10 protein-coding genes and 1 pseudogene are annotated in these 15064 nt (G+C 47.7%); 6 read left to right on the top strand and 5 right to left on the bottom strand.

All coding sequences use genetic code 11. From position 1 onward, the window contains the following. A partial coding sequence (locus JCM12259_RS16950; RefSeq protein WP_036888807.1) for a hypothetical protein occupies positions 1 to 279 on the top strand: 279 nt, incomplete at its 5' end. A 302-nt stretch (positions 280 to 581) separates the two neighbouring features. Here the strand turns inward: JCM12259_RS16950 and fusA2 are convergent. Beyond that, entirely contained in the window at positions 582 to 2744 is a 2163-nt protein-coding gene (gene fusA2, locus JCM12259_RS08375; RefSeq protein ID WP_025066125.1) for an elongation factor G2, read from the bottom strand. A 166-nt stretch (positions 2745 to 2910) separates the two neighbouring features. Here fusA2 and hemW point away from each other — a divergent pair, with 166 nt between their 5' ends. Beyond that, the gene (hemW, locus tag JCM12259_RS08370) at positions 2911 to 4035 is read left to right on the top strand and encodes a radical SAM family heme chaperone HemW (protein WP_025066124.1); all 1125 of its coding nucleotides are present in this window, start codon (positions 2911 to 2913) and stop codon (positions 4033 to 4035) included. On the opposite strand, the gene JCM12259_RS08365 is transcribed toward hemW, so the two are convergent. Continuing rightward, complete coding sequence (locus tag JCM12259_RS08365; protein ID WP_025066123.1) at positions 4010 to 5233, bottom strand: uracil-xanthine permease family protein; 1224 nt, start codon at positions 5231 to 5233, stop codon at positions 4010 to 4012. The two genes, hemW and JCM12259_RS08365, sit on opposite strands and share 26 nt — an antisense overlap. Positions 5234 to 5339: 106 nt before the next feature. On the opposite strand from JCM12259_RS08365, the gene JCM12259_RS14575 reads away from it, so the two are divergent. Then, on the top strand, positions 5340 to 6107 hold the full coding sequence (locus tag JCM12259_RS14575) for a tRNA threonylcarbamoyladenosine dehydratase (protein ID WP_036888810.1): 768 nt from the start codon (positions 5340 to 5342) through the stop codon (positions 6105 to 6107). 223 nt (positions 6108 to 6330) lie between these two features. Here JCM12259_RS14575 and JCM12259_RS08355 read toward each other — a convergent pair whose 3' ends face one another. From JCM12259_RS08355 to JCM12259_RS08345, 3 genes are read right to left on the bottom strand one after another with little or no spacing between them, the layout of a single operon-like run. Continuing rightward, positions 6331 to 7272, bottom strand: a complete 942-nt coding sequence (locus JCM12259_RS08355; protein ID WP_025066122.1) for a hypothetical protein — start codon at positions 7270 to 7272, stop codon at positions 6331 to 6333. Between the two features lie 42 nt (positions 7273 to 7314). Beyond that, on the bottom strand, positions 7315 to 8013 hold the full coding sequence (locus JCM12259_RS08350; RefSeq protein ID WP_025066121.1) for a hypothetical protein: 699 nt from the start codon (positions 8011 to 8013) through the stop codon (positions 7315 to 7317). Further along, a complete protein-coding gene (locus JCM12259_RS08345) occupies positions 8010 to 8438 on the bottom strand; it encodes an energy transducer TonB (protein WP_025066120.1) in 429 nt (142 codons plus the stop codon). Before JCM12259_RS08345 ends, JCM12259_RS08350 begins: the two co-directional genes overlap by 4 nt. Positions 8439 to 8761: 323 nt before the next feature. Here JCM12259_RS08345 and JCM12259_RS14565 point away from each other — a divergent pair. The 3 genes and pseudogenes from JCM12259_RS14565 (at position 8762) to JCM12259_RS08330 (ending at position 14757) form a co-directional block, all read left to right on the top strand. Next, a pseudogene (locus tag JCM12259_RS14565) lies at positions 8762 to 11102 on the top strand (glycoside hydrolase family 3 N-terminal domain-containing protein). Positions 11103 to 11106: 4 nt separating this feature from the next. Further along, on the top strand, positions 11107 to 13260 hold the full coding sequence (locus tag JCM12259_RS08335) for a GH92 family glycosyl hydrolase (protein WP_025066119.1): 2154 nt from the start codon (positions 11107 to 11109) through the stop codon (positions 13258 to 13260). A gap of 75 nt (positions 13261 to 13335) precedes the next feature. Further along, complete coding sequence (locus JCM12259_RS08330) at positions 13336 to 14757, top strand: glycoside hydrolase family 125 protein (protein WP_051559265.1); 1422 nt, start codon at positions 13336 to 13338, stop codon at positions 14755 to 14757. Positions 14758 to 15064: the final 307 nt, after the last annotated feature.

Here is a 15064-nt window from a genome sequence, read left to right as displayed (position 1 = left end):
CAAAAAAACAACATTTTCCGCGGGCGGAAGAGCAGAAAATCGAAAAAACAGTGTTTCCGCCGCGGCGGAAACCTTCCCAGACAAAAAAACAATATTTCCGCCGCGGAAGAGCAGAAAATCGAAAAACAGCGTTTCCGCCGCGGCGGAAACGCATTTTTATTAATCATCCAAAACATTCTGATTGCCAATCGTTGGACATTGTTGGTCGGGCGGGCGGCCAACAACAAAGCCCATGCCGAGCGACAGATGGAGGAATTGCGCAAAGAGTTTGCCCCCTGATGCACCGCTTTGAAGAAGAAATCGGCACAACAGCCCTTGCTGCGCTTCGCGGTCAGAGTCGGCTTAAATAGAATCGGTCACAAAAGAGGTGGGACATACGTCACCACCTCTTTTGTGACCGACTTCACTGCCTTGTAGAAAGAAGTCAACAGACACACCATAGTTTTTCAGCAGACAAGACCTTCTCAATAGCCCAAAACTTTTATGAGGAGAAAATCACGACCGATCCTCTTATGGGCAGTCAATACATCAGTGAGGAAGTCTTCGATGAAGTCCCCGTCCTTTCCACTTTTATTTCGCGGTCAATCGTCTTCTTCGGTCTGCTCTTTTTCGTGCTCCTTGATAAGTGCTTGTTGCACTTCATTGGGCACAAGTTCGTAGCTGGCAAACTTAGTCGTAAACGAAGCACGACCTCCTGTGAGTGAACTCAACGAGATACTGTAATTCGATAGCTCCTTCAATGGGATCTTGGCTTGTAGCTTTTGATAGCCCGCTTCACTATCCATACCCATTATCATAGCCCTTCTACCTTGCAGATCGCTCATTACATCACCCATAAAGTCGGACGGAACGAACACTTCGAGATCGTAAATGGGCTCCAGAATCTTAGGTCCTGCATTCTTGAAAGCATCTGAGAAAGCACGTCGAGCTGCCAACATAAAGGATAACTCGTTAGAATCTACGGGGTGCATCTTACCGTCGTAGACTACAACTCGCACATCACGGGCATAGCTTCCGGTAAGAGGTCCGTGCTCCATACAGTCCATTACGCCTTTCAATATGGCCGGCATAAACCGCGCATCGATAGCTCCGCCCACCACAGAGTTGATAAACACAAGTTTGCCTCCCCATTCAAGTTCCACTTCTTCACGGCCTTTGATGTTCATTTTGAACTCTTGACCATTGAATTTATACATCGTCGGGTCGGGCATTCCCTCTGCATACGGCTCCACAATCAGATGTACTTCACCGAACTGTCCAGCTCCTCCGGACTGCTTCTTATGCCTATATTCAGCGCGGGCACTCTTTGTAATGGTTTCGCGATAAGGTATTTTAGGCTCCTCGAACTTAACAGGAATCTTCTCATTGTTCTCCAATCGCCATTTCAATGTACGTAAATGAAATTCTCCCTGACCGTGAACAATGGTCTGACGAAGTTCCTTGCTCTGCTCAACAACCCACGTCGGATCTTCTTGGCGCATTCTAAGCGTTGCGGCCATCAGCTTTTCCGTATCGGCGGAATTAACAGCCTTGATAGCCCGCGAATACTTGGAATTGGGATATTTGATGAAATCAAAACGATTATCCACATCCTTTCCATTAAGTGTGTTACCCGTTTTCACATCCTTCAACTTCACCGTACAACCGATGTCTCCTGCATTGAGCTGGTCCACAGGGATTCTGTTTGCACCTGCACAAACATAGATTTGGCCGATACGTTCTTTCGATCCGCGATCGGCATTGGTCAAATCATCTCCAGACTTGATACTTCCGCTCATCACTTTAAAATAAGAAACCTCGCCGATATGCGGCTCCATACCGGTCTTGAAGAAATAAACCGACTCAGGACCGTTCTGATCCGGCGCTACTTCTTCACCTCTCGTATTATGCAATTTAGGCATCTCGCTCACGAAAGGAACGACATTTCCCAAGAATTCCATCAGTCTCCGTACTCCCATATCCTTACCTGCGCACACGCAAAAGACAGGAAATATCGAGCGCGTTACAAGTCCTTTACGGATTCCTTCACGCATTTCGTCTTCTGTCAAAGTTTCTTCTTCAAAGAACTTCTCCATCAAACTCTCATCGTTTTCGGCCGCAGCCTCCACGAGTTTCTTATGAAGTTCCATCGCCTTCTCCATTTCTTCGGCCGGAATATCCTCAATAATGGGTTCACCGCCATCGGGTTTCCACGAATATTTTTTCATCAAGAGGACATCTATCAGAGCATTAAATCCGGGCCCGGTCTGCAACGGATATTGCACCAATACACACTTCGGACCATATATGTCTTGCATCATCGTAACGACATTATCGAAGTCACACTTCTCGGAATCAAGCTGATTAACCAAGAAAATGACCGGTTTTTTCAGCTTTTCAGTGTATCGGAAGATATTCTGTGTGCCCACTTCGGGTCCGTACTGACCGTTAATCAGAATCACGGCTTCATCCGTTACGTTGAGCGCAGTGATTGCTCCGCCGATGAAATCATCCGATCCAGGACAATCAATGATGTTAAGCTTTTTGTTGTTCCATTCTACGTGGAAAACGGTTGGGAACACAGAGTATCCGTATTCCTGCTCCACGGGGAAATAATCACTCACTGTATTCTTCGCTTCTATTGAACCGCGGCGCTTGATTATACCACTCCCAAAAAGCATAGACTCGGCAAGAGTAGTCTTGCCGGAACCCGCACTGCCGACTAAGGCAATGTTTTTGATCTCATTAGTTTGATAAACCCTCATATCAAAAGATTTAGAATGTTAATACTGTTTGTTCCTCTTGGAGTATAGACTCAATGTCTTTTATCGCCCTCGAAGTTACCGTTTTTTGTGTAAAACGACAACAGATTCACTATAAAAACAGATCTTTTTTAAAACAATTTAGTAATTTTGCCGCCAAAACGAACCTATGGCAGGTATCTATATACACATTCCTTTCTGTGCAAGTCGGTGTATTTATTGCGGTTTTTATTCCACTACGGGCCGACGGTTACAAGCACAATACGTTGCCGCTATCGGTCAAGAACTGGCACAACGAGCCGATTATCTCGGGCCGAAAGCATCAATTGACACCGTGTATATCGGTGGAGGAACACCTTCTCAATTGTCTTTCAAACTGCAAGAAGATTTGTTCTTATATATAAATAAGGTGTACCCTCAACTCGATTGGTCGTCAATGGAAATCACAATGGAATGCAATCCCGACGATATCACAACCGAATTTGCCGATCATCTGCGCTCACTCCCTGTCAATCGAATCAGTATGGGGGTGCAGACGTTTGCCGATGATCGACTCAAATTCTTGCATCGACGCCACCAATCGAGGGATATCGCCCGCGCAGTGGATCTTCTCCGCCATGCAGGAATCAACAATATCAGCATCGATCTGATGTTTGGTTTCCCCGATGAGACACTCGAAGATTGGCACACGGACATCCGTCGGGCACTCGATTTGCATGTGGAGCATATCTCGGCATATAGTTTAATGTATGAGGAAGGCACGCTGTTGCATCGACTCTTGCTTCAAAACAAAGTGCAAGAAATCGATGAAGAACGCAGTCTCAGCATGTATGACAAACTCATTGACACGCTGACTGCTGCGGGATACGAGCATTATGAGATTAGTAACTTTGCACTTCCTGGTCGCCGTTCACGCCATAACAGCAGCTATTGGCAGGCTATTCCCTATCTCGGAATCGGTGCGTCGGCTCACTCTTATAATCTGATCTCACGACAATGGACTGTTAATGACGTTGCAAAATACATCAAATCGGTCAACGAAAAACGCTTACTTGCAACGCAAGAGACACTTAATGACGACACGCGTTATAACGACTTGATCACCACGGCATTGCGAACCAGCGACGGGATAGATCTCTCCGCTCTCTCAACAGTCTATAAGAGTTTTCTGATGAGCAGTATTGCACCTTACATCCAACAACAATTGGTGGAAATCAAAGACGACAAACTGCGCCTGACTCGACGCGGTTTGTTCGTCAGTGATATGATTATGAGCGATCTAATGAAGGTTTAGCAACTTTCCCCTGTGGCAAAACCAAATTCAGAATAACACCCACCAACGCCGATAAACCTATACCGCTGATGGAAAAACTGCCCCAAGACAAAACGGCACCACCTATTCCCATCGTCAGTGTTACAGATACAATGATGATGTTTCGTGTCTTATTCAGATTCACTTTGTGCTGTACTAAGTTCTGAATTCCGACGCTTGCGATAGTTCCGAAGAGCAAAAGCATAATGCCACCAAGCACTGCCGACGGAATGGATTGCAACAAAGCACTGAGCTTCCCGATAACAGAGAAAACCACAGCAGTAGCTGCTGCAATGCGGATCACACGCGGATCAGTAACCTTGGTGATTGACATTGCACCCGTAACTTCAGAATATGTGGTCACGGGAGGCCCTGCAAGAAAAGCTGCAGTGAGGCAAGCGAGTCCGTCACCGAATAATGTTCGATGCAGTCCTGGATCTTTTACGAAATCCTTATCAGCTACTGCACTCACCACATAAACGTCTCCGATATGCTCGATCACAGGTGCAATAGCCACCGGAATCATATAAAGAAATGGTTCCCAAGCAAACTCCGGTAGATGGAAATGCGCCAAAGAACCAGGTAAAGCGAACCAAGGTGCAGCAGCAACGGCTGTAAAATCGACGATCCCCATACAACAAGCGACAGCATATCCCACGATAATACCGCAGATAACGGGTACTAATTTCAATAATCCACGCGCCAAAGAGAGCACCAAAATAGCCGTAATCAACGAGATGAAAGCCAACAACCAATTGGTTTTAGCCATATCTACGGCACTGCCCGACAGTGTAAGACCGATCAAAATGATAACAGGTCCGATGACAACAGGCGGAAACAAACGGTCAAGTAACCGTTTTCCTTGCCACCGAACCAATACACTCATCAGGAAATAAACCAATGAAACGCCTGCAAGTCCGGCTAAGGTGCCTGACATTCCCCACTGTTTACTGGCCGCAATGATAGGAGCGATAAAAGCAAAACTACTTCCCAAAAAGATCGGAACCTTGCCTTTGGTAATCAAATGAAAGATAAACGTACCCAAGCCGGCTGTGAAAAGCGCCGTTGCCGGATCAAGACCAACAAGCAAAGGGACCAAAACCGTTGAACCGAAAGCCACAAAGAGGAATTGCACTCCCACAATTCCCATTCGCATGGAAGATAAGTTGATAAGATTCATAAGCGCGACAAAAGTACGAATTTTCAACGACTTATCTGTGAAAAAGTTACAAAAGATGGAGCGAAACATACTTTTTTATGTTTGCTTCCGTACCTTTGCAGCCATGATTCAAGATCAATTTTCCCGTACACAAATGCTTTTCGGCCAGGCGGCTATCACCTGTTTGCAAGCAGCCCGAGTAGCAATCTTCGGCGTTGGTGGTGTCGGCGGCTACACAGTTGAAGTGTTGGCACGCAGCGGTATTGGTTCACTCGATCTCTTCGACGATGATTATGTGTGCCCGAGCAACATCAACAGACAACTCATTGCCCTTCATTCCACTGTGGGAAAACATAAAGTGGACGTTGCCGCAGAGCGTGTGCACGACATCAATCCGCATTGTATCGTGCGCCCGCACCACTTGTTTTATATGCCGCAAAACGCCGATGAAGTCGATCTTTCACAATTTAACTATGTTGTGGATTGTGTAGATACAGTGACGGCCAAGTTAGAATTGATCAGGCGTTGTCATCTGCTCAACGTGCCGATCATATCAAGTATGGGCGCCGCCAACAAGATAGATGCCACCGCTTTTCACATAACCGATATTTATAAAACCCAAATGGACCCATTGGCTAAGATCATCCGTAAAAAGCTCCGCAAGTTGGGTATTTCGCAACTAAAAGTGGTTTGCAGCGAAGAAAAGCCGCTAAGCCCCATCATGGATCATGAGATCGACAAGCAAACGCATTGTGCAGGCATCGATCAAGACGTGCGCGAACGCAAAGATCGGCGCATGATTCCAGCCAGCAACGCCTTTGTCCCCGCTGCTGCCGGCATCATTATCGGCGGTGAAGTGGTAAAAGATTTAGTCTATGGAGATAACCATTCATAGCTTATCAAGCGCCATCCCCCACCCCATTTTCTCTATTTCTATATGTTGTTCGTGATCGGCTGAGAATCGATAAAATAAGAAACACCGTGTACTTACGTACAATCCGCTTTTCAATTAATAGTTAAACACTGTGCATTTAAGCGTTTGTTGCAGTGCAACGAAGGTCTTTTTGCAAGACAACTAACCGTTCATTGAGAGATGATTTGAGATGTTTCTCCATTTATTAAGTGCCGAGTCGGTGAATGATGGCATCAAAATCTTTGGCACCTCCGGTCTTATTGAACAATTTGTTGAGCAATCGCACGCGGATGTTTGTCACCGACTGAGACGAAGATGCCGTGAGAGCGGCAATCTCGGAGGGGATGAATCGCAGACGTATCAGCACGCAAATATTGCGCTCTTTGTGCGAAAGCTGACCGGCAGAATCTAATGTGTGGATGAAGGCCGATTGTTGTTCGCTCATCAATTCATACACTGCCTGCCAATCTTCGGCTGTTGCCAACCGCCCCCGAGCTGCCGAATGATGGAGCCGCAACACGGCTTCGGCATTGAGCAAAGTGTCTGTCAAGGCCCAATTTTCTGGCTTCTGACGATCTTCCTGATAGTCGGCGAGCTTTTGTTGCAGGCTACTGATCTCCTCCATTTTGGCTGCGATCAAGGCTTGATCGGCTTTTTGAGCCTGTTGCATGCTGTGCAATTCGTCGCGAGTCTGCGTGTAATGGTCGAGATCATCCATGTAATGCGCATTTTGTTGTTCGATGATGCGACGATACTTTGCAGTTCTAACGCAATACAATCCATAAATGACAAATACCGAAAATAGCAAAATAACTAATGAAATGCCCCATGCACGCTTCGTCTTATGCACTTGTTCGGCTGCTGCACGAGCATCGAAATCGGTCTGATAGTCGGCAATAGCGGTGGCATTCACAGCTTGATATTTTTCGTATTCGCGGTTGAGCCGATCGCTTAAAAACAATTCTCGCCGGGTGTCTCTCTTCTTTTGGGCGTTGGAAATCAGCTTTTTATAAGATGCGATACGCGTTTCCGGATCGCGCGCTTCGATCGACATGTAGTAATAATCGCATGCTTTCTCTTCGTCGCCGAGCTTCTCATAAAGATCGCCTGCAACTTTGGCGGTCTCGTAAAGGTGGCTTGTGGACATGGCACTGTCTATGTAGGCCCGGGCCAATCGATAGTTTCCTTGTCAGAAATAGAAATTGCCGAGTTGCGCCATCACTTCTTCCCGCACGACAAAACTTGTGGAAAACGGTTTGCAGAGACGAATATAATGGATGAAACTGTCGGTCTTTCCCAGGCGTTCATACAGTGAGGCGATCTCGGAAAGGCATTGTGCGCGGGCGTCGGCAGTGATTTGCGGATCGGAAAAAGATAGCGAATGTTTGAAATGTTTCAATGCAATCTCCTTGCAATTAGCCGCTGCATTCACCCGTCCGAGCGCTGTCTGGATGGCGAATTGCAGTCGGTTGTCGGGCAAGTCGCACGACATCAGTTCAGCATCTTTAAGATATTGCACAGCCCGAAGATAATTCCGGGTGTTGTAAAAGGCAATGCCATGTTGGAGATAGGCCCGCACCAACTTGTCCATTTGTCTGCTTTGGTGATAGAATCGTTCGCTGGCGGCGATCATCGAGTCGTTTTGCGTGTAGAGATCCACGTGGTGCAAGGCTTCGACATAGAGCAGATTATAGAGTGCCGAGTCATCGGCGGTGGTCAATCCATCCGTCGGAATGCTGTCGAGAATGGTAAACACGGCGTACGGATCGATAGCGACGACTTTTTCAGCCGCCGCTAACCGAGAATCTGTCGGCTGCTGTTTGCCACAGCCGACAGATAAAACGGTGAGACCGATCAGGATCTCTCGGATACCGATCTTGATGTTCACTGCAAACGGAAAGCTACGGGGAGATTGAATTTCACACGCACAGCTCTGCCTTTTTGGGTGCCGGGCGACCACTTGGGCATCGATTTTACCACTCTGATTGCTTCGGCATCGAGCAGCGGATGCACCTTTCTATTAACGCGAATGTTGCTGATCGAACCGTCTCTTTCAACGATAAACTGCACGGTGCAACGCCCTTGAATCTTTCTTTTGACAGCTTCGGGCGGATAAACTATGTTGTTGATGAGATATGTCATCAACTGTTGTTGACCGCCGGGAAACATCGGCATGTTTTCCACAATGTCATAGACTTTGTGCGACTTTTGACTTGTTGGTTTGCCATTGACGGCTGTCGAGGCCAAAATCGTCATTGGGCAGAGCATTAGTAACAGCACTGCGAGACTTTGGATGATTGTTTTGGTTTTCATTGTCGTTATTTTTTTTGAAATATGAGGTGTGTCCAGACGCTGCAAAAGTACGAAACAATTGAGCGGTAGACAAGTGTTTCATTACACAAAATTACACGCACGACGATAAAAAAGCATGCCATCAAAATCGGGGCAGTTTCCTCACGGCTTTCCAAAAGATCGTTAGTTGCGCGCCAACTAAGCATTATTTGCCGTGCAACTAAGTGTTCATGAGAATCGATGCGCAATCTTACTGGTGTACAAAATTATATCAAGATATTTGTGAAGAACAGACAAAATTCGTAACTTAGCACACCAAAACAATGATCACAAGATTACATTTTATGACGCGAACCTATCGATATGTGGCAACAGGATTGCTATTTTGGGTTGCATGGGCAGCTACGGCCAAAGATGTGGTGCCCTATAAGAATCCGAAACTCACGGTGAATGAGCGTGTCAACGACTTGCTCCGACGGATGACTTTGGAGGAAAAGGTGGGACAACTGATGTGCACATTGATGGGATGATTATGTGACAGACGGTAAAAGCGTGCAGGTTTCCGAGCATTTCAAACGTGAATGGGCCGAGAAACAGATGGGAATGCTGTGGGCCACTTATCGAGCCGATCCGTGGACAAAGAAGACGCTGACCTCGGGTTTGCATCCGTCGCTGGCAGCCAAGGCAGGAAATGCATTGCAACGGTATGTGATCGAACATACGCGTTTGGGTATTCCGCTTTTCCTCGCAGAAGAAGCGCCGCACGGACATATGGCTATCGGGACAACGGTTTTTCCCACCGGACTCGCCATGGCAGCCACTTGGGACGAAGATTTGATGCAGGCGATGGGTGAGGTAACAGCCAAAGAGATCCGACTTCAAGGCGGGCATATCAGTTACGGACCTGTGCTTGATTTGGCAAGAGATCCTCGTTGGTCGCGCGTTGAAGAAACTTTGGGCGAAGATCCCGTGTTGAGTGGTGTGCTCGGAGCGGCACAAGTGCGCGGATTGGGTGCCGGCGATCTGTCGAATCCGTATGCAACGTTGGCTACGTTGAAGCATTTCATCGCTTATGGAACGACAGAGGGTGGGCAGAACGGAGGCCCGGCGATTGTAGGACAACGCGAATTGATGGCGCAATTTCTGCCTCCTTTCCGGCGTGCAATTGATTCGGGAGCGCTCTCGGTAATGACTTCTTATAACTCGATGGACGGCATTCCGTCGACGATGAACCGCTGGTTGTTGACCGATGTGTTGCGAAACGAGTGGCATTTTCGAGGTTTTGTCGTTTCGGATTTATATAGCATAGATGGTGTTTGGCAGACACATCGTGTGTCGCCTACGCTCCAAGGTGCCGCTGTGGAGGCGTTGCGGGCCGGCGTTGATGTAGATCTCGGAGCACAGGCGTATGCTACACTCGCGGCTGCCGTTCGTTCGGGACAAATCGAAGAAGCCGTTGTTGATTCGGCTGTAGCACGTGTTCTCCGGTTGAAAATGCAAATGGGACTTTTCGAACGACCGTATGTCGATCCGCAGGCAGCGGCAAAAGGTGTGCGCATTGCGGCTCATATTGCTGTGGCCAAACGCGCAGCGCAAGAGGCGGTGACACTTTTAAAGAATGCGAACAATGTGCTTCCGCTTTCCCGGAATATTCGAGTGGCTGTGCTGGGACCTAATGCCGACAACCGATATAACATGCTTGGGGATTACACCGCACCGCAACCCGATGCGAATGTGAAGACTATTCTTGACGGTATTCGCGGTAAATTGCCCGCTGCTAACATTGAATATGTCAAGGGTTGTGCCATTCGTGACACCACGGCGGAGAATATTCGTGAAGCTGTCGAGGCCGCTCGCAGAGCCGATGTTGTGATTGTTGCGGTGGGCGGATCAAGTGCTCGTGACTTCAAAACCACCTATCAGGAAACGGGCGCAGCCGTTGCCGACAAGGCGACTATCAGCGATATGGAATGCGGCGAGGGCTTCGATCGGGCATCGTTAAAGCTATTGGGTTTGCAGAATCGATTGCTTCGGGCTGTCAAAAAGACAGGGAAACCGATGGTGGTCGTGTATATCGAAGGTCGACCTTTGAACAAATTATGGGCTGCCGAACATGCAGATGCTCTGCTCACAGCGTATTATCCGGGGCAGGAAGGCGGCGAAGCAATTGCTGATGTCTTGTTCGGCGATTATAATCCGGCGGGTCGTTTGCCCGTGAGTGTACCTCGGTCGGTGGGGCAATTGCCTGTTTATTACAATCGAAAACGTCCTGCTGCACACGATTATGTGGAGCTTTCGGCTCGTCCGCTTTATCCTTTCGGCTACGGTTTGAGCTATACTTCATTCGCATATACTGATCTTCGGGTGAATCAAAGGTCGTCGACCGACTATGAAGTGACGCTGAATGTGCTTAATACCGGTGATCGAGATGGCGACGAGGTGGTGCAACTTTATGTGTCAGATTTGGTGGCTTCGGTGGTGCAACCCATCAAACAGCTGCGCCGATTTAAGCGTGTGACTATTCGGAAGGGTGAAACTGTTCACCTCTCTTTCACTTTAACGGCCGATGATTTCGCGCTAATCAATCGCGACATGAAGCGCGTTGTGGAATCCGGCGACTTCGAAATACAAATAGGAAGTTCGTCGGATGATATTCGTTTACGTACAAACTTAACAATCAAATAATAAGATGAGAAGAATCATTTTAAGCATTTTCACTTTCGTTTTAGTGTCTTCGATCGTGTCGGCACGCAACTATACGCAGTTCGTCGACCCCTATATCGGTACCGGCGGACACGGACACGTGTTCTTGGGAGCCAACGTTCCCTTTGGACTTGTGCAAGTAGGACCCACCGAAATGACACGAGGCTGGGACTGGTGTTCAGGTTATCATTACAGCGATTCAATCTTAATAGGATTCGGACAAATGCATCTCAGCGGCACAGGAATCGGTGATCTCGGCGACATAGCATTGCTCCCGACATTAGATAATCGCCAACGGTCAGCCCGTTTCTCGCATTTAGCCGAGCGGGTAAGGCCCGGTTATTACTCGCTGATGCTCGATGGTTCGGGTATCCACGTAGAATTGACCGCCACACAGCGTGTAGGCTTTCATCGATATAGCTTCCCCGCCGACACCAAAACTGGTAGAATCATCCTCAATCTCAAACAAGGCATAGGTTGGGACAAGATGACCAGCGCCGGGTTTAAGCAGGAAAGCCCCACTGTCGTGACCGGTTTCAGGCACTCATCAGGCTGGGCCAAGAACCAACAAGTATATTTTGCAGCTGTCTTTTCACGCCCTGTTATACTCGAAAAACAAGAGAACGACAGTGTCGGAATCTTCTCCTTCACCAATCATAACGAGTCCGTGATGGTGAAAGTAGGTATCTCTGCCGTTAGTACTGACAATGCTTTGAAAAATGTCGAAGCCGAAATTCCGGGATGGGATTTCAACGGAGCGGTAGCCGCAGCCAACAAAGCGTGGAACGACGAACTCGGAAAGATCGATATACAAACCGACAATGAGCGCGCACGTCGTATCTTTTATACTTGTCTCTATCATACAATGTTCGCCCCATCCATATTCAATGACGTGAACGGTGACTATCGAGGAGCAGACGGGACGGTGCATCACGGCGACTTCGTAAACTATACTACTTTCTCTCTTTGGGACACTTATCGGGCTGCTCATCCGCTTTCCACACTCATTCATCCCACCAGACAACGCGACATTGCAGCTACGATGCTCAACATTTGTGCTCAACAGGGTAAACTACCAGTGTGGCACTTGATGGGGAATGAGACCGACTGTATGGTCGGGAACCCCGGAATCCCCGTGTTGGCAGACATAGCTCTCAAAGGCTATAACGTAGACAAAGAAGCTGTTTACAAGGCTTTAAGACAGTCGGCAATGTGCGACGACCGTGGTTTGAACCTCTTGAAAAAATACGGCTACATCCCGACCGACCTCGATTCTACTTATGAGACCGTAGCCAAAGGATTAGAATACGCGTTGGCCGATGCCTGCGTAGCTCGTCTCGCCAAGCAATTGGGCAAGACAGAAGATTACAAATACTTCCTCAAACGCAGTCTGTCTTATCGCGACCATTATTTCGACAAACGCACGGGATTTATGCGAGGCGTTACATCTAAGGGCCGATTCCGCGAGCCTTTCGATGCTTTCAAATCCATCCACAGACAAGATGACTATACAGAAGGCAATGCCTGGCAATACGCTTGGCTCGTTCCGCACGACGTTCACGGCTTGGTGAAATGTTTCGGAAGCGAAAAACGCTTTGCTGCCAAGCTCGACTCGTTGTTTATTGTAGACGGAGATGCAGGAGAAGAAGCTTCTCCCGATATTTCAGGACTTATCGGACAGTACGCTCACGGCAACGAACCGAGCCACCATATCATATATATGTACGATTACATTGGCCAGCCTTGGAAAGCTGCTTCCAAGCTACGTTATGTGATGAACAATCTTTATCGCGACTCCATCGACGGTCTTTGCGGCAACGAAGATGTCGGACAGATGTCGGCTTGGTATATTCTTTCCGCCTTGGGCTTATATCAAGTGGAGCCCGCCGGTGGTAAATACGTATTCGGCTCGCCGTTGTTCAAAGAGGCAGCAGTTAATGTTGGTAATGGAAAAACGTTCAGAATCATTGCCAGGAACAATAACGAGCAAAACATCTACATCCAAAACGCCAAGCTGAACGGCAAGACTTATACCAAGTCTTATATCTACTTCCAAGACCTGAAACGCGGAGGCACGTTGGAATTCGTAATGGGTCCACACCCGTCTAAGTTCGGAACGGCAGTCAAAGATCGTCCTTAAAACTCACAAATCACGATGATCCAAATCAATAAACAAATTCTGGTAAGCTCGGTTTTGTTATTACTGAGCCTACCGATGACAGCTCAAACCCAGAAGGAATACGGAAAGGCGTATATCGAAGCGATTGCAGACAACACACATATCTATGTCTCCAAGCGCCCGAAACCGCAAGATCGGCTCTTCCGATCAGCCATCATTGACAAGAAGATAGCCGAAGTGAAACGACTGTTGAAGAGCAATCCATATCTCGCTTGGATGTTTGAAAACTGCTTTCCGAACACGCTCGAAACCACCGTTCACTATCGACAGGTGAACGGCGAAGATGATACCTTTGTCTATACAGGCGACATTCACGCAATGTGGCTGCGCGATTCGGGGGCCCAAGTATGGCCTTATGTGCGGTTTGCCAATCAAGATGCCAAACTGAAACGTATGCTTCGCGGTGTCATTCTGCGCCAATTCAAACTCATCAATATTGATCCTTACGCCAATGCTTTCAATGACGGGCCCACCGGAGAAGGTGCACAGACTGACGAAACGAAGATGTGTAAAGATGTTTTCGAGCGTAAATACGAAATCGACTCGCTGTGTTATCCCATCAGACTGGCTTATGAATATTGGCAGATAACGGGCGATGCATCTATCTTCGGAGCCGAATGGAAAGAGGCAATAGCGCATATCCTACGCGTATTCCGCGAACAACAACGCAAAAGTGGGCACGGTTCTTACAAGTTTCTGCGTGTAACCGATCGTGCACTCGACACGCTTCCGTGGGGTGGCTGGGGTGCTCCTGCCAAACCGGTAGGACTGATTGCTTCTGCATTTCGCCCTTCCGACGACGCAACAACATTGCCGTTTCTCATTCCGTCCAACTTTATGGCTGTCTCAGCAATGCGTAAAGCGGCTGCAATTCTCAGCCAAGTAAACGGCGACCAAGCTTCGGCCAATAGTTGCCAAGCATTAGCAGACGAAGTAGAAACAGCTCTTCACAAATATGCCGTATACAATCACCCCAAATATGGCCGTATTTACGCCTATGAGGTGGATGGGTTCGGTAATCAACTGTTGATGGACGATGCCAACGTTCCCAGTCTTTTAAGTCTCGGTTATCTCGGAGATGTCGACCCTAATGATCCAATTTATCAGAATACTCGCCGTTTCGTGTGGAGCGAAGACAATCCCTGGTTCTTCCGAGGTAAGGCCGGCGAGGGTATCGGCGGTCCGCATATTGGACACGATATGCCGTGGCCGATGAGTATTATGATGAAAGCTTTCACTGCAAAAGACGATGATGAGATCCGCTATTGCATCCGAATGCTGACGTCAACAGATGCTCGTACGGGTGTCATTCACGAATCTTTCAACAAAGATAACGCGTCTATTTACACTCGTCCGTGGTTTGCTTGGCAGAACACTTTATTCGGAGAACTCATCCTCAAACTGCTCGACGACGGGAAAGTAAATCTCCTGAACGAGCCATCAACCACCAGTCTCTAATTCGCAGCCTTGCCTGCATAGAACATTCAGAAACACCACCGTTTTTATTTGGGTATAGATGAATTTCTTACCCAAATATTTGCGGAGATTAGAAAATTGTTATACCTTTGCCCCCAGTTTTCTTCGCCCCCTAAGTTAGGGGGATGGGGGTCTGAACAATTAAAGAGATGATAAAACAAGCAAATATAAACAGCAGCACGGCGATGCAAAAGAACTCAAATTCTCTTGCATCTTTTAACGGTTTATATTTGCATATCTCGGAAAAAGTCTTAACACACACACACACACACACATCGCACCTGGCGTA

Source organism: Hoylesella enoeca JCM 12259 (assembly GCF_000613405.1).
In the GTDB taxonomy this organism is placed as follows: Bacteria; Bacteroidota; Bacteroidia; order Bacteroidales; family Bacteroidaceae; genus Prevotella; species Prevotella enoeca.
Note: the sequence above shows the minus strand (reverse complement) of the source record. Positions and strands in the feature narration are given on the sequence as shown.